27 protein-coding genes and 6 pseudogenes are annotated in these 23941 nt (G+C 42.0%); 7 read left to right on the forward strand and 26 right to left on the reverse strand.

The window, feature by feature from the left end; translation table 11 throughout:
* Positions 1-194 (reverse strand): annotated as a pseudogene (locus EKM89_RS11595) (IS6 family transposase); the annotation flags it as partial.
* 65 nt (positions 195-259) lie between these two features.
* Between EKM89_RS11595 and EKM89_RS11600 the strand changes: the two are divergent.
* The 5 genes and pseudogenes from EKM89_RS11600 to EKM89_RS11620 form a co-directional block, all read left to right on the forward strand.
* Positions 260-850: pseudogene (locus tag EKM89_RS11600) on the forward strand (hypothetical protein); the annotation flags it as partial.
* 196 nt (positions 851-1046) lie between these two features.
* Complete coding sequence (locus EKM89_RS11605; protein ID WP_125578370.1) at positions 1047-1934, forward strand: ABC transporter ATP-binding protein; 888 nt, start codon at positions 1047-1049, stop codon at positions 1932-1934.
* Entirely contained in the window at positions 1931-2695 is a 765-nt protein-coding gene (locus EKM89_RS11610; RefSeq protein ID WP_125688715.1) for an ABC transporter permease, read from the forward strand. Before EKM89_RS11605 ends, EKM89_RS11610 begins: the two co-directional genes overlap by 4 nt.
* 67 nt (positions 2696-2762) lie before the next feature.
* Positions 2763-3797 (forward strand): sensor histidine kinase, encoded by a 1035-nt coding sequence (locus EKM89_RS11615; RefSeq protein WP_125688740.1) that lies wholly within the window; start codon positions 2763-2765, stop codon positions 3795-3797.
* A 1-nt stretch (position 3798) separates the two neighbouring features.
* Positions 3799-4407 (forward strand): response regulator transcription factor, encoded by a 609-nt coding sequence (locus EKM89_RS11620; RefSeq protein ID WP_125578368.1) that lies wholly within the window; start codon positions 3799-3801, stop codon positions 4405-4407.
* Between the two features lie 113 nt (positions 4408-4520).
* Here the strand turns inward: EKM89_RS11620 and EKM89_RS11625 are convergent, their stop codons facing one another.
* From EKM89_RS11625 to mobQ, 21 genes and pseudogenes are all read right to left on the reverse strand, one after another.
* A complete protein-coding gene (locus EKM89_RS11625) occupies positions 4521-5378 on the reverse strand; it encodes a DegV family protein (protein WP_054712244.1) in 858 nt (285 codons plus the stop codon).
* Positions 5379-5576: 198 nt separating this feature from the next.
* Positions 5577-5795, reverse strand: a pseudogene (locus tag EKM89_RS11630) (iron ABC transporter permease); the annotation flags it as partial.
* A 113-nt stretch (positions 5796-5908) separates the two neighbouring features.
* A pseudogene (locus EKM89_RS11635) lies at positions 5909-6025 on the reverse strand (GNAT family N-acetyltransferase); the annotation flags it as partial.
* 4 nt (positions 6026-6029) lie between these two features.
* Positions 6030-6131: pseudogene (locus tag EKM89_RS11640) on the reverse strand (recombinase family protein); the annotation flags it as partial.
* A gap of 254 nt (positions 6132-6385) precedes the next feature.
* Positions 6386-6637 (reverse strand): transposase, encoded by a 252-nt coding sequence (locus tag EKM89_RS14325; protein WP_089109983.1) that lies wholly within the window; start codon positions 6635-6637, stop codon positions 6386-6388.
* 821 nt (positions 6638-7458) lie between these two features.
* On the reverse strand, positions 7459-8166 hold the full coding sequence (locus EKM89_RS11655) for a putative immunity/bacteriocin fusion bifunctional protein (protein ID WP_034529865.1): 708 nt from the start codon (positions 8164-8166) through the stop codon (positions 7459-7461).
* A gap of 32 nt (positions 8167-8198) precedes the next feature.
* Positions 8199-8624: a thioredoxin family protein gene (locus EKM89_RS11660; RefSeq protein ID WP_034529862.1), complete on the reverse strand. Its 426-nt coding sequence runs from the start codon at positions 8622-8624 to the stop codon at positions 8199-8201.
* Between the two features lie 49 nt (positions 8625-8673).
* Positions 8674-9012 carry a hypothetical protein gene (locus tag EKM89_RS11665; protein ID WP_057784760.1) on the reverse strand — a complete coding sequence of 113 codons (339 nt, stop codon included), beginning with the start codon at positions 9010-9012 and terminating at the stop codon, positions 8674-8676.
* A gap of 23 nt (positions 9013-9035) precedes the next feature.
* Positions 9036-10547, reverse strand: coding sequence for a VirD4-like conjugal transfer protein, CD1115 family (locus tag EKM89_RS11670; RefSeq protein WP_125688717.1), 1512 nt, complete (start codon positions 10545-10547; stop codon positions 9036-9038).
* A 1-nt stretch (position 10548) separates the two neighbouring features.
* The gene (locus EKM89_RS11675) at positions 10549-11019 is read right to left on the reverse strand and encodes a hypothetical protein (RefSeq protein WP_057784762.1); all 471 of its coding nucleotides are present in this window, start codon (positions 11017-11019) and stop codon (positions 10549-10551) included.
* Positions 11020-11388, reverse strand: coding sequence for a thioredoxin family protein (locus tag EKM89_RS11680; protein WP_125688719.1), 369 nt, complete (start codon positions 11386-11388; stop codon positions 11020-11022). It lies immediately after the preceding gene.
* The gene (locus EKM89_RS11685; protein WP_125688721.1) at positions 11375-11992 is read right to left on the reverse strand and encodes a hypothetical protein; all 618 of its coding nucleotides are present in this window, start codon (positions 11990-11992) and stop codon (positions 11375-11377) included. Before EKM89_RS11685 ends, EKM89_RS11680 begins: the two co-directional genes overlap by 14 nt.
* 13 nt (positions 11993-12005) lie before the next feature.
* A complete protein-coding gene (locus EKM89_RS11690) occupies positions 12006-13163 on the reverse strand; it encodes a phage tail tip lysozyme (RefSeq protein ID WP_125688723.1) in 1158 nt (385 codons plus the stop codon).
* Entirely contained in the window at positions 13164-14582 is a 1419-nt protein-coding gene (locus EKM89_RS11695; RefSeq protein ID WP_125688725.1) for a type VII secretion protein EssB/YukC, read from the reverse strand.
* Positions 14575-16593 carry a VirB4 family type IV secretion system protein gene (locus tag EKM89_RS11700; RefSeq protein ID WP_125688727.1) on the reverse strand — a complete coding sequence of 673 codons (2019 nt, stop codon included), beginning with the start codon at positions 16591-16593 and terminating at the stop codon, positions 14575-14577. The genes EKM89_RS11695 and EKM89_RS11700 overlap by 8 nt, the downstream gene beginning before the upstream one ends.
* An 11-nt stretch (positions 16594-16604) precedes the next feature.
* Positions 16605-17264 (reverse strand): TrsD/TraD family conjugative transfer protein, encoded by a 660-nt coding sequence (trsD, locus tag EKM89_RS11705; protein WP_125688729.1) that lies wholly within the window; start codon positions 17262-17264, stop codon positions 16605-16607.
* Positions 17233-17595: a conjugal transfer protein gene (locus tag EKM89_RS11710; RefSeq protein WP_125688731.1), complete on the reverse strand. Its 363-nt coding sequence runs from the start codon at positions 17593-17595 to the stop codon at positions 17233-17235. The genes trsD and EKM89_RS11710 overlap by 32 nt, the downstream gene beginning before the upstream one ends.
* A gap of 20 nt (positions 17596-17615) precedes the next feature.
* Positions 17616-17951: a CagC family type IV secretion system protein gene (locus EKM89_RS11715; RefSeq protein ID WP_125688734.1), complete on the reverse strand. Its 336-nt coding sequence runs from the start codon at positions 17949-17951 to the stop codon at positions 17616-17618.
* Position 17952: 1 nt separating this feature from the next.
* Positions 17953-18564, reverse strand: coding sequence for a hypothetical protein (locus tag EKM89_RS11720; protein WP_125688736.1), 612 nt, complete (start codon positions 18562-18564; stop codon positions 17953-17955).
* A gap of 35 nt (positions 18565-18599) precedes the next feature.
* Complete coding sequence (locus EKM89_RS11725; protein ID WP_008212308.1) at positions 18600-18911, reverse strand: hypothetical protein; 312 nt, start codon at positions 18909-18911, stop codon at positions 18600-18602.
* A gap of 83 nt (positions 18912-18994) precedes the next feature.
* On the reverse strand, positions 18995-21055 hold the full coding sequence (gene mobQ / locus EKM89_RS11730; protein WP_125688738.1) for a MobQ family relaxase: 2061 nt from the start codon (positions 21053-21055) through the stop codon (positions 18995-18997).
* A gap of 253 nt (positions 21056-21308) precedes the next feature.
* On the opposite strand from mobQ, the gene EKM89_RS11735 reads away from it, so the two are divergent.
* Together EKM89_RS11735 and EKM89_RS11740 are read left to right on the forward strand one after the other, a co-directional pair.
* Complete coding sequence (locus EKM89_RS11735) at positions 21309-21536, forward strand: hypothetical protein (RefSeq protein WP_084995208.1); 228 nt, start codon at positions 21309-21311, stop codon at positions 21534-21536.
* 22 nt (positions 21537-21558) lie between these two features.
* Positions 21559-21837 carry a hypothetical protein gene (locus EKM89_RS11740; RefSeq protein WP_064554823.1) on the forward strand — a complete coding sequence of 93 codons (279 nt, stop codon included), beginning with the start codon at positions 21559-21561 and terminating at the stop codon, positions 21835-21837.
* On the opposite strand, the gene EKM89_RS11745 is transcribed toward EKM89_RS11740, so the two are convergent.
* The 4 genes and pseudogenes from EKM89_RS11745 to EKM89_RS14100 form a co-directional block, all read right to left on the reverse strand.
* Complete coding sequence (locus EKM89_RS11745) at positions 21827-22507, reverse strand: zeta toxin family protein (RefSeq protein ID WP_010012556.1); 681 nt, start codon at positions 22505-22507, stop codon at positions 21827-21829. The genes EKM89_RS11740 and EKM89_RS11745 overlap by 11 nt on opposite strands.
* Positions 22504-22689, reverse strand: a complete 186-nt coding sequence (locus tag EKM89_RS11750; protein ID WP_010620892.1) for a hypothetical protein — start codon at positions 22687-22689, stop codon at positions 22504-22506. The genes EKM89_RS11745 and EKM89_RS11750 overlap by 4 nt, the downstream gene beginning before the upstream one ends.
* A 46-nt stretch (positions 22690-22735) precedes the next feature.
* The gene (locus EKM89_RS11755; protein ID WP_010014831.1) at positions 22736-23017 is read right to left on the reverse strand and encodes a type II toxin-antitoxin system RelB/DinJ family antitoxin; all 282 of its coding nucleotides are present in this window, start codon (positions 23015-23017) and stop codon (positions 22736-22738) included.
* A 405-nt stretch (positions 23018-23422) separates the two neighbouring features.
* Positions 23423-23941 (reverse strand): annotated as a pseudogene (locus tag EKM89_RS14100) (replication initiator protein A); the annotation flags it as partial.

Consider the following 23941-nt stretch of genomic DNA (forward strand, 5'->3'; position numbering starts at 1 on the left):
TGTTGGCGCCATAAAGCCTTAAAGATGGGACCATAATGATGAACCCAACGCATGACCGTGGTGTGATGCACACTAACCCCGCGATCACGTAGCAATTCAACGATATCACGGTAGCTGAGACTGAACCTAAAATAGTAGCCAACGGCTACTATAATGATATCCTGTTGAAAGTGGCGTCCTTTAAAGTAATTCATGCGCACAATCCTCGTTTCTTGTCACTCAGTATACTAGAATGAAGTTGCCAGGCAAACTTTGCACCAGAGCCTCTAGCAGCAGTGCCTCCACCGCAAGTTCCTCGTCCGAAGTCACCAATGAATCGGCCACTTCAAGTTCATGGACGCAAAATACCGACACCACCTACCCGATTGATGCTATGAAAACAGCACCACTTGCACCTGCCAGTGAGCTAGCGGGTCTGACAGACGCTGACCGGGCGGCCTTGTTCTTCACGGCTTACTGGGCCCTCAACGGCTTACAACAATCCGAAGTCGCTGACTACGCAAACAGTACTAGTGAAACCTACAGTTATCATCTCGTCCCGGGATCTAGCAGCAAACTCATCGTGTTCTCTGAGTTTATCCCTTCGGTCAATCAGACAGACTATATGTTTTATGCCCTGATTGATGGTGAGCAGGTTGCCTTCTACAATATGTATCAGTCCAAAACGCCTATTACCAGTCTTGCTAGTCAATACAGCCTCACGGTTCCCGGTACCACTTTGCGGCCTAGCATGCCTGAAATACGTGACAGTGACATGAACATGCGGCAGCTCATTGGGGCCTTTAAGTCCGATAAAAGTTTCGATCAGACTAAGAAAGGCTTGCATCAAGGGGCGGATATACCGTTATAGTGCGCTACAACTGAAGCGACTACCTGCGAAGCCCCACTAAGCTTTCAGATAGCCGCTTTTTATTGACCGTGCTTGATTAAATTCAAAGACAGGCTTTTTTCATAGGGATCATGACATTTGTCACATACCATTCATGACATTCGTGACTACTGGCTAGCCCACCCACCGCGTAGTATCAATGGTGGAGGTGGACGAAATGACCACAGTAATTCAAGCAGAACATTTAAAATTTAGCTACGGTGACAAAACAGTCCTAAAAGACATTAATTTGACGGTTCAGCCAGGTGAAATTGTCGGCTTAATTGGGGCGAATGGTGCTGGTAAAACCACATTTCTGAATATTTTACTCGGTCTTTTAGCAGGTACTGGGGAAGTCAGCGTTTTTGGTCAGCGCCCAGGTGCGCCTGATAGTAAAGTTCGTCTTGGTTCAATGCTCCAAGGTGACATGGTGATTGCAGGCACAACCGTCGGGGACCTGATGCAGCTTGCCGCGGCGCAATCACCTCGTGCACTTGACCCGGATGCTTTGTTGAATGAGTTTCATTTAAGCGATTTGAAACCACAACGGCTAGGCATTCTTTCCGGCGGTCAGTTGCGGCGAATCACGTTCGCTGTTGCGCTCGTTGGCAATCCTGATCTGTTATTTTTGGATGAACCAACCGTTGGCATGGATGCGCAATCTCGCAAAGCTTTCTGGACGCAAATTGAACAACTGCGGCAGCAAGGTAAAACCATGGTGATTACCAGTCACTACCTCGAAGAAATTCAGCAAGTTGCTGATCGGCTTTTAATCCTCCAAAATGGTCGCTTTGTCTTTAACGGCTCCCTGCAAGCACTTCAAAAACAGCATCTTGGCGCGACCATTACCTGTGAAACCGATTTGCAGTCAGCAATTTTCAACGGCCTGCCAGCAGTAGATAAGGTTCAACTTGTTGCCCCCAAACTGATCATCCATAGCACGGATGGCGATCAAACACTCCGAGCCTTGGTACCTATGTTGGATCGGCTTCATCAAGTCAGCGTGACCCGGGAATCGCTGGAGGATATCTTTTTACAATTGACTGGGAAGGACGACGAAAAATGAAAACTTTTAAAACGCAACTTGCCTTTGATGGCAAACGATTAATTTTACGTAACTTTTCCTATATCTTCTTTTCGCTGCTAATGCCGGCTGGCTTCTATTTGCTCTTCACAAAAGTCATGGTCAGCGGCTCTTCAACACAAATGAAGCCTTTCTATGTAAGTTATATGGATAGCATGATCGTTTATAGTGTTCTGATTAGTGCCCTCTTCGGAATTGCCGCGATTCTGAAACGAGACCGTGACCAAGGGCTTGTTACTTTCTTGAGCTTATCTGCTCACGGTACCTTTCCCTACTATCTTTCAGTCGCTTTCTGGATGTTAATGATGAGTCTGTTCTCAGTTGCTGTGATGGGTAGTTTAGCTGTTGGCATTAACGGCGTTAGTCTTCATTTCGATCAATGGCTCTCGCTATTTGGTGTCGTTTTGATCGGACAATTGCCCATTATGTTGATCGGTATCGGCTTATCGTACATTCGCAGATATGAAACGCTCAGTCTTGCCAGCAACCTCATCACTTTCCCGATGGCGATTGTTAGCGGGTTGTGGTGGCCCATCAACATGTTGCCTAAGTGGTTGCAGTCAATCGGTGAACTCATGCCCACCTATTTTGTGAATCAACTATTAAATCAACTCACTTCCCGTGCTAAAGTAGACTTAACGAATTTGCTGGGCATTGTTGCTTGGTTTGTGGTGACTGGTTTACTGGTGATCGTGCTCTCAAAGCATGAACAGCGAAAGGGCGTGGCCTTGGGTGAGGCGTAAGTTAATCACACGCATTAAAAATCTAGAATGGACCAGCTATATTTGGCTGGTCTATTTGCCTGCGATCATGGCTGAGTTCATCCCCGTTAAATCAGAGGCTGATTGGTTTTGGCTTGGCTTGTGTGGTTTATTTCTCATTGTCTACATACTCGTCAATGAAATTGACCGATGGCTCCCGGTCACAATACCACTTGAATTAGGCATTACAGGGTTATTTTCGATCTTTGCTTTCAACAACTACATGCTAATCTTCCCGGGATGGCAGGTCTCTTTTATGTTGGGTTGGTATCCGCGAAAATATTTTCGGTGGTTTGCTTCAGCATACTATGTCATCATCGGTATTGGCCTGTGGCGTGCTAATTTAGCGCAACCAGGCATCTTTCAGTCATCATTTGGCGAAATCTCAGGACTCATTTTCCCGATTGCGTCGCCAATGCTGGCGTATACTTTTTCCCGATCAGTCATCCATCAGCGGCAACTCCGGCAAACGAACCGCCGCCTGCAAGTGGTCATTCAACGTGGCGAACGAGAACGGATCGCGCGGGATTTGCACGATACGCTCGGTCAGAGTTTTTCGATGATCACCTTAAAAACCGAATTGGCGAAAAAGTTACTTGTCAAAGCTCCGGAGCGAGTGGCACAGGAACTGGATGATATCGCGCAAACAAGTCGTGATGATTTGCAACTCGTACGGGCAATTGTGAATGATCTCCATCAGCAGTCCCTCAGCGAAATGTTGTTGTCTCAAGGAAAAAATCTCGCTGAGGCTGACGTCATGTTGATCACTAGCGGTGAAAACGAAGCAACTGAATGGCCAACTAAGGTTCAGAGTCAGTTTAGTGCCGTCATGACAGAAGCCATCACAAATGTCATTCGCCATGCCCAGGCCCATCAGGTGGAAATCACATTTGATCAGAGTCCCACCACCTATTCCGTGACCATTCAGGATGATGGCAAATCCAAAAACTATGTCCGGGCTGGTTCCAATGGTATTAGCGGCATGCGCAGTCACATGCACGAAGCTGATGGCACGTTTAGCATTGACCATAATCGCCAAGGCACCCTCGTTTCATTAACACTACCAAAGGAGGTGCGATCCTAATATGATTACCTTATATCTCGCGGAAGATCAAAGCATGTTAAACTCCGCCCTCACCCAGCTACTCGACTTGGAAGATGATTTACACGTGCTCGGCAGTGCTGGTGACGGCGCAAAAGCGTGGCAGGACATTCAACAGCTCAAACCGGACGTTGCCGTTCTGGATATCGAGATGCCCAAGTTAACCGGATTGGATGTTGCCGATAAGATTCATGACAGTGAGTTACCAACAAAAGTCATTATTTTAACGACCTTCGCACAGAAGGCTTACTTTGAACGCGCCATTGCTGCCCAAGTAAATGGTTATTTGCTCAAAGATAGCCCCAGTGATGATTTGATTGACGTTATTCGAAAAGTGATGACGGGCCAAACGGTTTACGCCCCGGAATTAGTCACGAATATGGTGACAGCTGAAAGCAATCCCCTAACCGACCGCGAACTCGCTGTTTTGGCGGCAGTCGCCAGCGGCTTATCGTCAAAACAAATTGCTGCCTCGCTATTTCTCTCAGAAGGAACCGTTCGTAACTATTTGTCCGCTATTTTCAGTAAGCTCGGTGTTCATAATCGAATTGAGGCCGTGCAGATGGCTAAGAAGAATAAGTGGTTGGAATGACTGTTTTATCAAATCAAAATTGCCCTTTTCTCAACAAATTGAGAAAAGGGCAATTTTGATCTGCTTTTCGTTTTAGGTAAAGCTTGAGAGGCGTGACTTATTTTTGTAACACCTTAATACGACTGAACTGTAGCCCCAATCAGCCCTGGCCCTGTATGCACGCCCAATGACGGTGAGACCTCACCAATAAAATCAACTGGCCGACCAGTCGCTTCACGAAGTTTCTCTGCCAACTTTTTAACTAAAGATGGGTTTTGCCCGTGGGCTACTCCTAAACGATAGTGGGTGCTTTTTAAACAATCCTGTTTGACTTGTTCAACCAACTTTTGAATCGCTTTTTCTTCAGATCGCGCCTTAAAAAGAGGGTAGTAGACGCCTTCTGGATCACATGAGATCACCGGTTTAATGTGCAAAACCGAACCGACAAGGCCTGCCACTCGGCCGATTCGACCGCCGGCACTGAGGTACTTCAAGGTTGGCACGTAGAAATAAATCCGACTTTTGACGATTGAGGCACGAACTTTTGCAATCACGTCCTGAAAAGATTCCCCTGCATTGATCAATGATGCGGCATAGGCTGCTTGGATGCCACTGCCAATGCCGATGCTTTTTGTGTCAAGAATGGTTACGGTGTCAGCGGGAAAATCTTGCGCGGCCAATTGAAAGACGTTGTTCGTCACAGACAACGCGCTCGAAATTGTGATACCGAAGATCTGCTGATAACCAGCCGCGAACAGCGCATCCATCGCTTCTTTGGCAGCTTGTGGTGACGGACTGGACGTCTTCGGCAAGGTTTCCGCCGTTGCTAACGCCGAATAAAATTCATCCGGTGTGATATCAACTGCATCAAGGTAATTATGCCCATTCATAGTAATATTCAGCGGTACGACTGCAATATTTTTATTTTCATCAAGAACACTTTGAGGGACATCAGAACCCGAATCAACGACAATTGCAATTTTTTTGGTCATGTTCTGCCTCCTTGCGGCTTTAATAACCATATTATATGGTTTCTAAGACTAGATGTAAATAGGTTCACCACATATATCTTTTTTCGTTCATGTGAATATTCAGCCAGTTTTGCCAACAAAAGTCGCTTCCACAGCAAAAAGAGAGTCAACCAGTCACGGTCAACTCCCTTTTGTCCTATTTCCGACGAAGTTTTGTGGTTACATCGCAATATCCCCATTCTTAGAAACTTTCATGAAGATTAGCAAGGAAATCACTGTCAACGCGGTCAAAATCGTTGATAGTGCAGCTGCAACGCCGTAATTTCCACGAATAACTTCGGTATAAATGGCTACTGTCATTGTCCGAGTCTTGACGTTGTACAACAGAATGGATGTGGATAATTCTGAGATCATCGTGACCCATGAAAGAATGGACCCATACTAATCCCTCGTTTTGAATGCGCTTACGCATATCAAGCTTACACGAGCCGATCTGTTCTGTCAGGCATGGCGATTTTTATGGACTTTGTTCCGGGCGATTTGGCCGCTTATTAAAGCTTCTTAACCAACACCAAACAAGGATTCCAAGCATCCCATAATGTCGGGAAAACTTCCAATCGCTCAAATCCCACTGACTCGTAAAAACGGATGGTTTGATCATATTCAGGACCTCAATTTATCCGTAAATAATTTATCAACGTCTTTTAAAGCCGCTAACTGTCGATCTAAATGTTGCTCCTTGGAACTCACACGCGCATAACCGATTTTAGCCATTTCCAGTTCTCCTTTTGGACAGTTCTAATGAACACTTGTAATTCCTAGTATAGCACAGAAATAAAAAAGACCAATAGGGTATACCCTAATGGCCTTTTCTAAAAGCTGTTTCAGATCTTTGTCTTCCAGACTTCTTTTTGAGGGCCTGTGGGCTTTATAGCGATAGTAATGCGCTCTTGAAACCCCGATGACTCGCCACATCTTAGTTACCTGGTAATTTTGGCTTTCTTGTTGGATATAATCAAAGATATCGGTTATCTCTGCGCAAGGAAGCCGAGGGCTTTTTTTAGGATTTCGTTCTCCTCAGACAGGGAAGCCAGCCGCTTTTCCATCGCTTTAATTTCGTCTGGCGATTTACCGGATTGAGTTTTGGCTTGGCCCTGGATCCACTTATGAACGGTTGAATAGCCAATGCCATATTCTCTGGCCAGTTGGGCGGCTGATTCGCCTTGTTTATATAGGTTGATGATGTTTTGTTTGAATTCTTTGTCGTAACGAGTTGGCATGTAAAAATTCCTTCCTTTTGAGAGACGATTTATTCATTATACGCTCTCTTAAAAGTTGTCTCAGGAATCAGCTTACATCCAACTTGAAAAGAGTACCTTACAACGGACAATTACCATTATTGTTATGGTGATGGGGATTATCACGCTGCTGGCGACCTTGGGGCTATTAATGTGGGTTATTGTACCGATGGTGCTGCACGGATCCGGCCTTAAGTCGATTTGGGACACTTGGCACCCTGAATTAACGGGTTGGGGCGCCGTTAGATGTATTGGGGCGATACTTACTAGCTTTTTGGTGATTTGTATCGAGCTGTTAGTGATCGGATTGCCAACCGTGATTGCGATTAAAATAATGGAATTTGTTGATAAATCGGATAGATAGGAAAACGCATAGCAAGACATTCAAATATTGGGTATTTTTTCAAAGCACGCAGGTAAACTTTAAAAGTTAACATAGTTCCAATGTAGACTTTTATCTTGCGGACAATGTAAAAGTCTACATTGGAACTTTTTTATAAATCATCTTTAATTTCTTGAAGTGTAGCATTAGAACTTGTAATTTATCTTTAGATAGGTTTTATTTATCAATGAGAATTACCTTTCTTAATTCGATATACAAGGATCCAGAAAGGTAATGCAATTAGAACAGTGCCAATTAACGGAATAAATGAATATAAAACAGCTGCGCATGTATAGTTATTTTGATAAATAACAAAATATAATAGAGCACCTGCAGAAACAATTATTCCCGAAATGGGTAAACTTTTAGTCGTGTAAAAGAGTAAATTTTTCTCATATTTTTTCATAAAAATTGCCTCTTATTAATGATTCATTGCACATGCACCTTCTGATGCAGCGCCACACACGACAGCGCAAGCTAAACCTGCGATGCCATTTACGGCAGCCCAAACTGCACAATAGGAACCACAAGCTAACACACCAGCCATACCGCATGAAAATTCTTTGCCATGAAATTTAAAATGCTTTGTCTTTTTTTTCGCCAGAATATTAATTTGATTCAGTTCATTGTTTGAGGCGGAAAATTCGGTTTTTGGTGATGTGCTCTTAGTAGTACCTTGCTCAGCAGAGAAGCTTACAACCTTATTATTGCTCTTATCAACAACCGTTTGAGTTAATATTGTAGTATTTTTGTCATTATTTTTGTAAACATTATAAACAACATCCGTTGATATAGAAGGATCTACTGAGGATGTTGCACGATAATTATATGGTGTGACTGCGTCTTGGTCATTGGTATAACCACGTTTTTTTATATTATTTAAATAGTTATTTATTTTCTCACTTTTATTTAAATTAGAAACATCTTGCTGTGCATTGCTTGAGCTCAAAGACGAAACCTTTGCACTCAAGTTTGAATATTTAAGCTCTGTATTTAAATTATGGTAATAAGATCCAACTCTAGTTTTAGCCGAACCATTAATTGGGAATAAGAACGAGCCAAGTAATACAGTAACTGAGCACATTAGTAGTCCGATAAATATTTTTTTAAAATGTTTTGCCTTACTCATAATCAACAACTCCTCTAATTTTTAAGGAACCCTTATTGTAAGAACTTGTCTACTACTGAAATTTTGGATTCTCCAACTAAACGTGTAACCTCATGGGTGCCATTGTATTTTATTAAAGTTGGTATAGCATTTACATGCAGTCCCTTTAATTTTTTATAGCTAGAATTAGGTTCGTTAGCTAAATCGACTTTAAAGATTTCCTTGTTAGGATGCTTAGCAATAGCTTGTCGGTAAATCTTTTTCATTTTTTGACAATGAATGCAGTATCTAGAAGCATAGAGGACATACGTTATCTTTCTTTTCTTTTGTTTGAGCAATTTTAATGCGGTGGTTAATTTTACATTCACCACTTTTCCTTCTGACTTTGCGAGCACTGTACTTGGAAGTAAAAACATGAGGCTGATTCCTATTACGAACAAGCAAAAACTGCTTAAAACTGTTATTTTTCGTTTTTTCATAAAAAGCCTCCTCAACACATAAAATCGATGTTAAAACAATCAATATATGCTACATGATCATAATATCACAATTAATTTTGTTTGCCATTTTAAATAAGCGAGTCTCTTGTTTTCCAGAAACGCTATTCTTACCAATAAATTTTATTTGTTCATTTCTGCCACTGTTAGTTAGCTCGTACGTGTAAACTTCACTAAACCCAGCCTCGGTTAGCGTTAGATTGCTTTTAGTAAACTTGGCAGTTGCGGCTAAACCATCACCTTTGCTAGAGTCAAACGTCCATTGATGACTCTGGAGATCTTGTGCAGTTGACTTTCCACAAGCAGTTAGGCCAACCGCAATCAGCAATACTGTCATTACAGCGATTATATATTTCCTATATGATTTCATAAGTTACTCTCCCTCTATAATCCTTATCCCAGCATTTTCTTATGTCTAGTCTCTAATTCTTGATCGATGTTGTCCTGCAATTTGTCTTCCTCATCATCAGTTGTCTGATCGGCTTTTTTGGCTTGGTGCTGTGCTTTAACTGTCTGATTCCACTTATCTACCTTGTTTTTAAAATTAGTTTCTTGACTGGCTTCTGGTTGGCCTTGATACTCGTTCTGTGACAAGTTAACCAAATGATCGGCGCCAGGAAATAGTTTAAATTGGAACGCTTTTGTAGCTTTGACCGGCCGCGCATTACTAAAGATTAATAAACTCCGATCTTCGGGCATACGCATGATTTCGTCGGGCGTCATGAGCGAACGGCTCGTATAGCTGTAACTATCGCTTTTGCTATGGCTCTCTTCGTTGCTATGACTGGTACTCTCACTTCCCGTTTCGACTTTAACGGTTGATTTACCTAACAAATCACTAAAGTATTTAGCGGTCACGTCGTTAGCCGCATTCAAGCAGATTTTAACGGCGTGATTCCCTAAGATACTTTCGGCTTTATCCTTGCCGTACAAGGCTTGCAGCTGGGTTAAGGTCTGGCAAATGGTCGTCACACCAATACCGTACCCCCGGCAAGTTGCCAGGAACTCTTCATACTTCGGAAACTTCCCTAAATTAACAAATTCATCAAGGATAAAATCGACTTGATGGGGTAATTTAGCGTGATGATCGGCAGCTAATTTGTATAATTCATCAAACAATTGTGAGAAAAACAGATTGATGAAGCTTTCGTAAGTGTTATCCATCACCGGAATAATCACGTATAGGACAACCTTAGTATTGCCAATCTCTTTTAAATCAAAATCTGAAAAGCTGGTAAAGTCGGCCACTTCTTGATCGACAAACTTCGAAATGGTTGCCAGCAAGCTCTCAATAATACTGGCTTTCATTTCCCCTTTCGCCTTTTTAAAACCTAATTCATAAGCACGTCTCGCTGGATCGGACATTTTCAAATCCAGGAACAAGGTATCTAACGGACTATCTGTGCCCTTTTCTTCGGCTTCCACATCATTTTCCTGTAAGACTTGGGTTACGCCCGCCAAGTTCCGTTGCTCTGGCGACCGGTGGTTCATGACAAACAGAATTAGTGCCTTCAAAAGTTGCCGTTGGGTACTGAACCACACGTCTTTCTTACCTTCCGCATTCTCACTTTGGACGATCTTAGTGGCGACGGTTTCGGCTTGAATATCCCGTTGAATATAATCAAAGGGATTATAGCGGTCACTGTGCGTCATGTTGGCAAAGTTGACGACATGCACTTGATAACCTTGGGCTAACTTAACCCCGGCCGTTTTTTCGTATAATTCACCTTTCGGATCGGTGACGACAATACTGTTCTCCGTTTCGTTAAACAGGTTGGTAATCACGACTGATTGGGTCTTATACGAACCGGGACCCCCGACCACAAAAATATTCCGGTTGGGTTTGGTTGAGTTGTTCTGATAAACAGCCTGCTTATCCACGATTCCTAAAATTGTGCCATTCATGTTAATCTGCCCCCTTCGATGATTTCTCACGGTCGACTAATGATTTGAGAACTGCTGCCTTGGTACTGTTGTTAAACGCTGTTGTCAGGTCTTTGGCATTGATACTAAAGTAATGGTTACTCAATTCTTTTAGATCACCCCAGGTCGCACTCCCGTGAGTTTCAGTGTCCGCAGTTTCCCACGCTTTATGTTTGCTGTTTCGTTTCAAAGCAAAATAGATGGTGTATAGGATCACGGCGACACTGACAATAATTAGTACCGGGTTCTTTTGGCCTAAATATAAGTTGTAATAGTGCCAAGGGTGTAAAGCTAATTGTTTTAATACGGTTGGCATATGATCCGCAAAGGTTAGCTTATAACGGGACAAGGCCATGACAGAGCCAGCTAAAATCTCCGCTAAATACAAGCCAATGATTAGCGTTAGTAAATACGGCCAGCTTGCTTTAATGGCATTTAAGAGTTTACTTTTCATCTAATCACCTACGATCTGTTTAATCTTTTGTTGGTTGGTTCCGGTGTACCGTTGCTTGCAATGGATCAAGGTTGGCACCGACGTTAGTTGATACTTCTGAATGTAATGGCGATTCTGCGGCTGATTCATGTTGATAAACACAATGTTATGACTAATTGCGTTGTGCCAATAGATTCGGTGAAAAATGGATTGACAATCCGGGCAATCATCGCGATAGAAGAACAACACTTTTTTAGGGTGCTTAGCTAACGTCACGATTGATCGCTGTTTTTCCACGTGATTCACGTATTGATGATTAGCAAAGCTACTAACGGCTAAAACCACCACGATTACCGCTAGGACTTTGCTAACCCGTTTAATTAAGGTCACTGGCTTTAAAGCTACTACCTAAATTTTGTACCGCGGTGATTCGATTCGTGGTGGTATCGAAGGTCACCTGGTAAAGTACCGTCGCCTTTTGCCAGTCGTTGTCGCCACTCTTACTTTGGTAACTAACAACCGCCAAGCCTTTCATGTTTTGCCCCTGCTTACTTTGTGTATACAGATTCAGTTGGTTTAACTTGGCTGAAACACTATTGCTATCGCCATAAGTCCCTTTATTGGAAAAGTATTGCTGATATAACTTGTCGGAAATCAAGTTTTTAACGCCATCTTTACGCTGACCGTAGGTCTTGGGCTTAAAGTTATTCATGACATCAAAGAACTTGGTGACCACCGTATTAAAGCTAAGTTCAGCCGAACTTTTGTCTTTATTATTTTGGTAGGTCTTATAACTGTCAATTTGGGTGCTCAATAACTGCTTTTGTTGGTTGGTTTTAGCCAATTGCTGACTAACTTGTCGCTTCTGTTGTTGTATGCGCGTGATCTGCTGTTGCGCCTGTTTAACTTGGCTATGTTGATAGGCATTCGCCCCTAATGACAGAACTAAGATCAAGCTACCAATCGCAACACTTAAAACCATGCTCCGCTTCATTTATTTATCCTCCTTACTTCTTGATCGGCCGGGCTAACGTCACATCACTACCACTTAGTAAGCTATAAAAGGCGGTGCCAAAGGTGCTTTCATTAATCTTGTCACCTGTCCCACCTTGCTCAATAATCTTGGTGGCTTTGCCTTGCCATTTGCCTAACAGAATGGCCGTATGGCCGTTGTTTCCCGCGCCGGCGCCTTGATTGACAATCACAATATCGCCGGCTTTCGCGTCATTTTCACTGATTTGTTTAAGATATTGATGACTGCCTTTGGCGTCACTGGCCATTGTGCCGGTAAACCAACCCATGTTGGCCGGTACCTTGTAACCAGCCTTATTCAAGGCTAACCAGACAAAGCCGGAACAATCCGTGCCACCAGTTTTATTGGGATTCTTTAAATCGCTACCTAGATCAAGACTGGGGTGCGTTTGCACATAGTAGAAGTCCCCCTTCATGCTTTCCGCGTTTTTGACGATACTACCGCCGGAGTAACTCGGATCACTGCTACAACCAAGTTGGTTAATGTCGCCGGTACTAGCATTATCGAGCGTATTACTAGATACTGGATCACTGGCACCAAACACTGAATACCAGTGATCGGCATAGCCGTATCTTTGGCTTAGATACCATTGTTCCGGGTTTTTGCTCATACCCTCGAAATCCATCAACCAGTCCTTGGTCGCTTTGTGCACGTCCGTGTATTTGAATATCTTCTTATTTGACGCATAGTAACTACTGTTCAATTCTTGGTCGAGATAATCTAATTGCACTCCGAGATTTGTGGCTGGTTTGTTTTCTTTGTGAGCTAAGTCTTCCAGTTTATCTTTTCGGCCATCTAACCATTGGGCTAAGCCCGTGGCACCGGAACTTGAATTAACAGATTGTGGATCAAGCCGACTTTCTAGTTGTAACACCCCCAAAATACCGGCGGCCGCTTGTGGGGTTGCGCCATACTTCTGTTTCCAATGCGCATAGATATTTTTAGCATTGGACGTCATGTCCTTGCTATCGAGCTGGGTCTGGGTTGCGGTAGTCGAATCATCGCAGCTGTTTTCTTGCAATTGACCAGTGACTGCCGCAATTAGCAAGATGATTAGCAGAATGGCGCCGCCCACAATATAAGCAATCAACTTCCACTTCTTTTTCTTATATTCAAACGACAGTACCTGCATTTAATCACCCACTTTTTGCTTGGCTTGATCGACCTGTTTTTGCGCTGCTGATTGATCGCTTTGCGCATTCTTTAAGTCCGACTTAGCCGAATCCACCTTCTTGTCTTTATCCTTATCTTTGCCGCCGTCAATCTTGTTGGCGTCGTCTAATTTCTTTTGCGCATCGCTAACTTCGTTCTTAGCGGAATTGAGGCTTAACAGCGCTTTTAAATACTTAGCTTTAGGACTGTTTACGCCGGCTAACTTGGTTTGGACGGTCTGGGCGTCTTGCGTATCGTTATGGGCTACAAAAGCTTGTCCGATTCTCAATAGCACGTCTCCATTAGTGGCAAAGGATAATTGGTTATTCAACGTATTGGTATCGTAGTTGACGATGGCCTTTTCTAGCGATAATTGGTCTTTTTGTTTACTTGTTGCACTGCTTGGTAACTGCCAATCGGCCACTTGGCTACTATCTTGGTTGGCATAAGCCGTGTTGACAACCTTGTTTAACTGACTTGGATCAACCTTTAAGGCTTGCTGGTATTGTTTATGCTTTAGGAATGTTTGGGCTTGCTTGTTTGAACTGTATCCGGCCTTTTTCATGGCTTTTTGGGCTTCTGACCACTTCTGATCATTTAAAGCCGTTTGAATTTTCCCGCTATATCTTAATCGCGTGACCTGGGCTTGATTCTGATTAGCTAGGCTCTGATACTTCCGTTCATCATTTTTGTGAACTAAACCGATAGCAACCACAGCCACAATCGCAATCCCAGTCACACTTAACCAAAAACGTTGCTTGTTTTTCTGCTGGTTCTGTTCAACTGCTTGCCATTCGTGGTAACTGACAAAATCCTCAATGCCGTTAACCACTTCTTTTAATTCGGCTAACGACGTGGCTTTAGCCACTTGTTGTAAATACTCGTCAGGGTGTTTGGCTAGGGCTTCTTTAGGGTTGCTCAATAGCCGTTCATATGGCGTCCCCGTTAAACAAAATAGGATTAAAGCCTTGTACTTAGCTAAGTTGCTGTGCTTATCATCATAAGGCATGAGTTCATTGGCGCGATAAGCGTACCAAACGTGTTGCATTGGGTAATACCATAGATTGGCTGGGTTCAACGCAATATGGTATTGACTATCCGTGACCACGTCCTGGCTCATGATTTCATTAGCAATCGCTGACCGGATCGCCTTATTTTCATGGGGTAATTCCTTTAGTGATTTGACCTTATCTGGCAAGGTATAAGTCAAAACGACCTTCTGGTCTTGCTCAACCACGTTAACCAACTGCAAGAAATTGGGATCAACTTGCTTTAATTCGTTTAGCTCACTTAATTGGTCGTATCGAAATTGATTGTGATTGAGTTCAAGGATTAACTTGTTCCCTTGTCGTTTGAACGTGCCAACCTCAATATTCAATAGCTGGTTTGCTTTACTCATTTAAAGTCCCTCCTTCCTCTTCGGTGGTAGTCAAGGCGTCAATTTCACTTGGTGTCAGGATCACACGCTTTTGATAATCCGGTTGTCCGGTGGTCTCACGGTTGTATTTTTCTTGGTAAGCTTCTGGGTCGATTAACCGCAATTCTTCTTCGGTTAGCTCCACCCGCATAAAAGCGCGTTGGCTACCATAGATCATCAGGGCTTCACCTTGTCTACGGCGTTCTAGTAACTTCTTTTCCTTATCCGAGAACGTCATGCGTAGTTTCGTAATCACATCATCAACGCCTTTACCGTCAAGGCCAAAGAACACTTTGGTATAGGAGTTCCCGATGATGGCTTCACCAATATTTTGACCGGTGTCCGTTGTGCCTTCGATCACATCTTGAATTTGCTGCGTTCCGGCAATCGCCCCGGCATTGTATTTTCTAAACCGTTTGTAGGCTTGATGGAAAAAGGTGGCAGCCGCTTTGTGTAAGGTTAAAAAGTGAAATTCATCAACAAACAATTTCTTGCGGCTATGCCGATCTTTGGTGATTTCGTCCCACAAATACTGGAAGGTATTCAGATAAGCCGCTGATTGGACTTCCTGTTCACTTTGTAGTGGTTTTAGATCAAAAGAAATGATCTTCCCCTTTAGGTTTACGTTGGTATGCCCGTCAAATAGGCTGTTAGAACCATGGGTATAACTGCCTAAGATGTAGTAAAAGTCTTTTACCCGACTAAATTTATCAGCGTCCTTATCAGCCAGTTTTTCCAACTCGTCATAGACATTCGACAAAGTCGGCCATTGATCGTCTTTAACCTCTTTTAAGCGGCTATATTTCAAAACGCCACTGTTGACGTAAGCTTGTTTAACGACATCATCAAGGATTGCCAGCTCAACTTGGGTAATCCCGGTTTTAAGGACTTCAAATAATCCCTTTAATCGCTGGATTTTATCTTTGACTAGTAAATCAAGGTTTGTGACCGTTTCATCGGCGCTTAAGATTTCCTCGGAAAAGATTTGTAGCGGGTTAATTTTGTACTTCGCATTAGAAGTTAAGTGCAAGACTGCCCCACCCAATGCTTCAACAATCTTGGTATATTCATTTTCCGGATCAATAATGTAGATTTGATAGTCTTGAATGGCATAGCGTAAGATTTTCTGGATCATATAGGTCGTCTTGCCGACCCCGGAAGTTCCGATAATCACTTGATTTTGGTTCAGGGTCTTGTTGCGGTCCAACATATCCACGGCAATTAAACTGTTAGTGTCTTTGTTAACTCCTTCAATATCGCTCCTGGGCTTTAAGTCCAAAATCTCGGCGTCATCAAAGGGAAACATACTGCTGGCTACTTCGGTATTACTTTCTTTATAGGTGTAATCCCCCATCAGGTTCTCGTTAATTGGCATGGTTGACCAAAAAGCTTGGAAGGTGGCCTTAACAGGCACGAGGGGCTTCATTTGTAGCTTAATCAGCGTATTTTTAACGTTTTCGGTTAAGTCATCTAATTCCGCTAAACTGTTGGCCCGCAGATAAATGAGCATATGTTGGTACACAAATGTGGTAGAATTATCGAGGTATTTATCTAGTTGCATGTTGGCTGAATCAATATAATTTTGCAGAATCTTCTTTTTATACGGGTCGAACGTATTGAGCTTCTGCGCTTCCTTATTTTGAATCGTCTTCTTGTAATAGGTAATCATTGAATTGTTACTGGCGCTGTCGATATATTGCACAATATCGATAACGCCTTTTTTGCGCTTCAATTCTGACAACCAGTTGCCGTACACTCGTTTGGGATAGTCAGCAATCGCTAACACTCGAATAAAGTTCTCACCCGATTGAACATAGGTGGGGTACTGTTCCCAGCTGAACGGGAATAGTGAATGCAAGCTATCGCGATCAATCAGCTTGGTAAAGTCTTCAACCTCCAGTTTGGGCTTACTACCCGTTTGGCCGCTGTTGCCTTGATTACTTTCTTTTTTAGTTGGCATAAATAAATCAATGACCTTATCACCAAAACTCATGCTGTTGCCTCCTATCCATTAAAATTGATCAAGTTCTTTAAAATCTCTTGGACTTCCTGACTAGTCAAAACTTTGGCCGTCACATCAAAGTCCGTTAACGCATTTTCAATATCCCGTTTAACCTGTTCGATCTTTTCGTCTAAATGAGTGACCGCTAGGTTTAAGCTCTTAACACTTTTGTCCTTAATTGGCACCTTAACGATTAGCAGATGTTGCTTCGTCGTCATGTTTTTGGATTCCTGGACTTTAGTAAAGTGGTCCAAATAACTGGCAATTAATTGAATTTTGAACTGTTGCTCGGGGTGATCTTTTTGTAGTGCGAGATACCGCCTTTTGAGACCATTGAGATAAGCCGTCATATTGACAGGTATTGTTGGTTCTAAGAACTGTAATGTGTCATCAACGCCTTCACCTAAGGTACTCATGAGAAACGCGCCATAGTCCTCAAAAACGTCCTGTTGTTCGGTTTCATTAAGTAGATCAAGGTTGATCCCACTAACTTCCAAAATGCCAACGAGATTACCCGTTTTGGTAACTTCGTAATTACCATACATACCCACCACCAAGCTCATGTCATCAATGGTCTCTTTGCCACCATTGATTTTAGGCGGTTGGTAATCCCAGTCGAGTTCCGCTGATTTATTGGTGATTTTGCTCTTCTTCAAACGCATTTAGTTCACCTCGCTTCTTCGGTTGTAAATAAAACAGTTTCTGACCATTGGCATAGCGACGTTTCAACTTAAAGTTATCCCGCACTTTAATATTCTTCCGCGCCGCAACTGGCCTAATTGTTAAAATAGCCATGACAATCGTCATGGCTAAGACAACAATCACTATTTTTATCAGGACTAAAATCAACCCATAGGGTGGGATCGCAATAAAAATTAAGCCCACTAGTCCTGCCAGTCCCGCTATGCCAAAATCCTTCAAGGTGTAGTCTTTCCAGATCCCGTAATCTTTATCAACGTTTTCTGGGAAGATAAATTCTTTTCCTTTCTTCATTTGGCAGGCTCCTTTTTAAATTAAGTGAATAGACTGTAAACCCAAGGTAATAGCCAGATAATTGCAGCTGCTAGGGCAACTAAGCCGGCAACTCGTCCAACCGCATGATAGACTTCGGACTTTTCTCGCGGATCGTCTGCGTCAGGCATTCTTTTGATAATAATAAATAGTGCGACACAAATCCCGACTAAAACGACCAACCCGGTTAAAATACCTTGAATCGTCTTCCCAGCGCTGGTTAGCTTACTTTTAACTTCGCCACCGTCTGCGGCAAAGACGACCTGAGCGTTCATCAATCCCAAGTAAATTGTGGTGGCTCCAGTAGTTGCTAACGCTTTTACTTTGTTGAACTTCATGTTATTCCTCCTTTCCGTCTTCCTGTGACCGTAATTGAACCGATTCTGCCTGCGTTTCTTCTGGCTCACGCTGATAGAATTTATCCAATTGTTCCTCGGCAATTTGCTGGCTTGGTAATGGGTCAGTAGCTAAATTAACGCGGCCATTTTCACTCGTGGCTAAGTAATACTCCTTTTCTGACTGACTTAGCTCTTGGGTCTCTAAGACATGCACATTATGTTCATAACGGCCTAAGGCGTTATCAACTTCTAAGCCATAGAAGCCTAAGAAACCTTCTAAGAAGCTCTCACCAAAAAAGGTCATTTCGTTTTTGATCTGCTTATATTGATGGGTCGGTTTATCACTTACCAACTTTTCGGTCTTTTTAGCATTTTGACTGTCTTGATGGCGATTAAACCAGCCCCTAAGTTTTAATGGCGGAGTTTTTAGCTGACGTTTAACCGTCTTCTTAATCATTGCTCGGCGAACTTCATCGATTGGCTGACCATCTTGATCTAAAATTGCTTGTAGCTGTTTTTGATCGGTTAATTTTTGATCATCATCGACTACAATCGCCTTTTGATCATCATGAACTAACTTGCCATTAATGCCTTGCCAGCTTTCTGCTTTCATTGGATCACCTCCTCAAAAAAAGCGCGTTAGGGACGCTAAACAACTAGCTTTCCCCTAACCCGCCCGGTAAAATGGATTGTTAGGAGGGTGACACCTAGAATCGTAACTTCCAGGTGCTGATCCCCGTTAGCAACTTCACTGCTTACGAGGACGCCCTCTTTTTTTATGTGGTTTTTAATCCATTCAATGCCATCTTCAGATATTAATTTAACTTTGCCCGTTTCCATGAGCATTTCACTTGGCAACTCGTTAGGGTGCCGTCTTAACCAAACACTCACGTACGTACTACCTCGTTCAAGCTTGAGACTAGCTTGAGCTAAGCTAAACCATTCCTGTTTCTTTGTCACATGTGAATACTCCTTTCCCTATATTATGGGTTCATTGTACCATTAAATGAGCACGTTGGTGCACTTTTAATTTTACATTTAGATTACAAGTGCATGCCCCCATCTTCATGCCGGTTTCGAGTTTGGTGTTGCCGTTGCTTTTTCGTCATTTCCCACTCGGTCTCCTTTAGTCCACGTAGTTGCTGTTTTCTTAGATAGTCTGTATTTTTCGCATATAAAGTGGTCATTAAGGCTTCGTCCAAAATATTCATCAGGTAATTTTTCGGGCTAGTTGGGTGGTAATTAATGGCCTGATAGTCCTTAACTTGAGCTCGCTTATATTGATCAAAGCGCATTGTCTGTTGTTTCAAACGGGTTTGCACCATTTCAATTTGTTGGTGATCCAACTTAGGATCTTGGCCACATTCGCCAATAAACAGTTGCCGGGTGCCATCATGTTTTAAGACCCGTTGCAGTCGATGATCCTGAATATCTTTTAATTCCATTTTACCTAACAGGTAATTTAAACCGGCTTGATGTTGCTGACTAGTAAAGACTACCGGTGGCTGCTGTTGCAATTGACTAAGATCATCGGCGCTTAATGGCTTTAATTCTGGGTCATAGTAAACCACAGCGGTATAGATTTGCTCCTTGTCAATCGTCTCTAGCTTATCGAGGTCACTGTCCGGAAAAGCAGTCGTTAGAATGCTGTCGTATTGGGTTTGCACCACGGCTTTAACTTCCCGCATGACCCGTAAATCTTTCACCGCTTTAGAAATGAATTCGAGTTCGCTTGGTTGATAAGCGGCTAGTATGCCCCGATCAGTAGGCTTCAAATCGTCTAACTGGTGACCATGTTTGGCTAGTACCGTGGTTAATTGCTTCTTAATTGTTTGGACCTGCTGATTAACTAACTGCCAGCTGGTATATGGCCGCTTGGTAAACGTCAATAATTGCTGGGTTAATAAGTCGTTTCGAATATCCGCTAACCGTTCTGCCAATTCGCTACCCTTAAAAATCGTTTGTTCACTATTAGTTTCTTTAATCAGTTCCCGTCGTTCAGCTGCGGTTGTCTGTTCAAAATTAAGTTCCGGATAAAGCTTTTTCGTTGCTCGTTCCACCACTTTATTTAACAACTGGTTAGCTTGTGCTAGTGATGTCGTTTGCTGGTCAATAGTCAGCAGTTGCTTGGTTACATCTTCACCAATGGCATGTTTGATTAATAAGCTGTTTTTCCAATTAAACAGCATGCGCTGTTTATCATCTAAATGTTCTAAATCGACATAGGTTTTCAATTGCTGACTTAGATGACTAATTGTGTGTTTTTCAGAGAACGATAGCTCGTCAGTTAACGCGTCAAAATGTTCATGATTTCTTATCTTTTCGTCAAGATTATGATATTTAGCTTGAGCGTTTCTTTGCGCTCTAACTTGTTGATTAAATGCTTTTCGATTTTTTCTTTGGCTGTTAATGCCTTCGTGTTGGGTAGGTGTCTCTTGAATCCCTTGATCGACAAACGATTTTTCACTAATCCGATCCGGAATATTTTTTTGTGCTAAAGACTGATTAACACTTGTTGCCCAATTATGCCGCCACTCATTAATTTTTTCCTTTTTATCCCAATCAACCAACCAAATTTTCCTTTGTTTTGGAAACCCGCTTTTGGTTAAAAGTTGCTTGCCATTTTCATCTTTAATGTACTGCGTCTTTGCTTTTAATCCCCAACTACCATCGGGGTTAAATGGGCGATTGGTTAACATCACATGTGCGTGCGGATTGTCTGAGTGATCGCGATGAATTGCTACGTCAGCTACCATACCTTGATCGACAAAATTTTCTTGCACATATTTTGTCAGTAATTCTTTCTGTTCGGATTCACTTAATTCTACCGGTAAAGCCACGTTAAATTCTTTGGCATACCGCGAGTTTGATTTACGATCGTTCTTTTCAACTTCATTCCATAATTGTTCTCGATTACTGGCCCATTCTGGTGCATTTTTGGGGGTTAAAATAAAGCTTTCTGGCATAACCGAGCGGGCATAAAAATAGTGGCGGCCTTCTTGATTATCAAATAATTTTTCACCACTTCGATAAGCGGCACTGGCAATGGCACTGCGTCCTTTACCAGCACTAATATTACTAAAACTCATATGAAATATTGCCATGTTAGTCACCTCTTTACTTTGATTCTATGGGTTTTCCTCTGTTGTCGCCATCGGCGACTTCTAATACAGGTTTTTTGGGGGTTAGCACAACATAGAATTAATTCTATGTGTAAGTGCGCATTGACCTCGTTTCACTCGGTCTGCTGATTCTCCTGAATTTACTTTTAGTGTATGCCTTCCGCTTCGCTATTTCAACTTTTATACTTTGACTTAACGTTTCCCTTATGATATAGTGTCGGTGATTATTTCTAATATGATTGGAGGGATCGTTATGTCTCAAAGCAACTTAGAAAAACAAGAAGCTAAATTAAAAGCCCTTAATCAAAAAATTAAGGACGAAAAAAATAAGATTGAACAACGTCTAGGTAAACAAATCATCAGTCAAGCCAATTTAGATTATGCTAATTTGTCTAACGATCAGATTAAGCTTTTATCCAAGCAATTTTCTGAATTTTTAAAGGTAAAGTCCGTAGATCATTAGCCATACGAGATGGGGCAATTCCATGTCTAATCAATATGAAAAACTAGTCGAGCAGCAAGCGCGTTTAAAACAAAAAATTGAGCGGGAAGATTTTAAGTTACGGCAATCTAAATACTATGAAAATCGGCAAGCCCGCAAAGCCCGTTCTCGCCGATTAATTCAAAAAGGGGCTTTGCTCGAAAAATACTTTCAAGCTAATAACCTCTCGGTCGAACAAACCGAAGAACTTTTAAAAATATTTGCTGACTATGTTAACGCCCATAAACCGAATAAACTCAAAAACGATCAGCCTAGTAACTAGGCCGATCGTTTTTATTTTCTGGATCATTTTTAGGCTTTACTTCTGGGTTTTGATCTGCAAAATTTTGTAACTGCTTTTGCACCTTTTCTGGATAAGTAATATTTTGGTTTATCCAAGGAAAATGCCTCAAATCGTTCTTAAAAACTTGTCCCTTCTCTCTTGCATAAACAGAGGTAAACTTTTCGCTATTATCATAGATCATGACCTTATCAGATTTAAAGGCCACTAATGGCAAATTATGTTTGGATTGCTGATAACGTTTCTTGATCGTTGCTACTGGAACACCGTGGCCACCTTTTTGTACCCGTTCGTTGACCCTTTGGATAGCTAAATTTTCATCTCGCAAAGCAACATATAATAAAGTCACTTCAAAACCATTTTTGTGAGCTTTGTCAATCAAATTGAGTTGAGCTTTGCCTCTACCTGCCAGTGTTGTTTCTACGTGAATACTTTGCTGGTGATCTAAAGCATAGTGTAGTTGTTTGATTTCTTCTTTCATGGCTTTTAAGTTGTCACTATCTTTATGCCAATCGCCACCCATTTGTCTTAAAAGTTCATCAGCGTTAATCCGTTTTGTTTTGTCAAACAAGATGGGGAATGTATCGTATAGCGTACTTTTCCCTGCTCCGTTAATACCAGCAACAATAATGTATTGTGGTTTATCTATCAACGGACAAAGTCCTTTCGCTTAATAACCTCATCTTGCCTTTTATCTAAAAAGTAGGTATATAAAGCGTCATATACTTTGCGCTTTTCTGGATCTGGTTCATGTAATGACTTATCAAGTAAATCTTTTAAATCCGTTTCTTTGGCAATTTCAAAAAAGTCATTAATTGTGATTGTATCTTTCATGTTCATCACACTTCCAAGTTATTAATTTATTTAATCTGATAAGCCATTAGTCCTCATCTGGATCATTGAGCCAATCAGCGACTTCTTTAGCGTCTTTGAACTCTGTTACTGGTGTCTCTTTGGTAGCCTTTAAAAGGCTTAAATTAGCTCTTTCGGCTTCGCTCAGGGCTGGTTTAAACGGTAATGCTGCGTCAGCTACGATCCGCTTATAAAACATATTGATCGCGGTAGTTGGGTTTAGACCTAACTGGCTTAAAACGGCTTCGGTATTATCTGCCAATTCTTTGTCAATCTGGACTTGTACGCGTTTCTTTTCCTTAACTGCCATGATTTTCTCGCCCCCCCTTTTATTACTACTCATATTATACTAATCTTTGAGTACCATATCAATTAGCCTGCTTCTTTAAAAGTTGTGAATTTAAGTTTGCTGTCCTTTCCGCAATGGCACTTATACAACGTTCCTAAAGTGCCCGTAAGCGCATTTTAAAACTCGTTTAATATAATTATGCTCTATCTGTTTAAAACAGCTTAAATGGCCTTATATAGCTTTTTAGTTTTAAGCACGCTCATCGTTAGGGTGTTTGGCCGCATATTCTCTAGCCGCTTGTTTATTCCACCAAGCGCCAATTCAGCCACTCAAGGTGTCTATTCTTGCTTCTAAGCGATTTTAAAGCGATTTTAATATAATTATGCATGTAATGCTTAAAACGGCTTAAATGAGCTTATACGGCGTTTAATTCCAATAAGGTTCATTGTAAGTGTTCTGTTCTTCGGGGTGTTTGGCTGCATATTCTCTAGCCGCTTGTTTATTCCACCAAACGCCAAATAGGTTTTGCATGGTGCCGTATAAGTAGTTCTCAACATTCTTGATGTGCTTCTCATTGCTTCTCAGGGCGTTAAAGTAGCGTCTCAAGGCTTTAGTCATTAAAGGTCTCAGTTCCTCATCACCAAGTAGGATTATGACACCAATATCTTTGTGATCTTTCTCAACTCGGTACTTAGCATTTAAGATAATGCCAATGAAGCGCCGCATTTGTTGCGGGGTACGGCACCAAAAACTAAGTAGTTGCACAGCTTCTGGTTCTAAGAAAACCGGTAAGCCACTGTCTTCATCAGTTAAGAAATCATTAGCATGGTTCACCAAATCCTGGTTTTGCTTTTGAATTTCTGCTGGGGAGAAATTGGCTGTGGAAAAGTCCAACTTTTGAGTATCTATATTGTATCTATTAGTATCTAAATTATTAGTATAGTC

Origin of the sequence: Levilactobacillus fujinensis, from assembly GCF_003946335.1 — a bacterium.
Taxonomy (GTDB): Bacteria; Bacillota; Bacilli; order Lactobacillales; family Lactobacillaceae; genus Levilactobacillus; species Levilactobacillus fujinensis.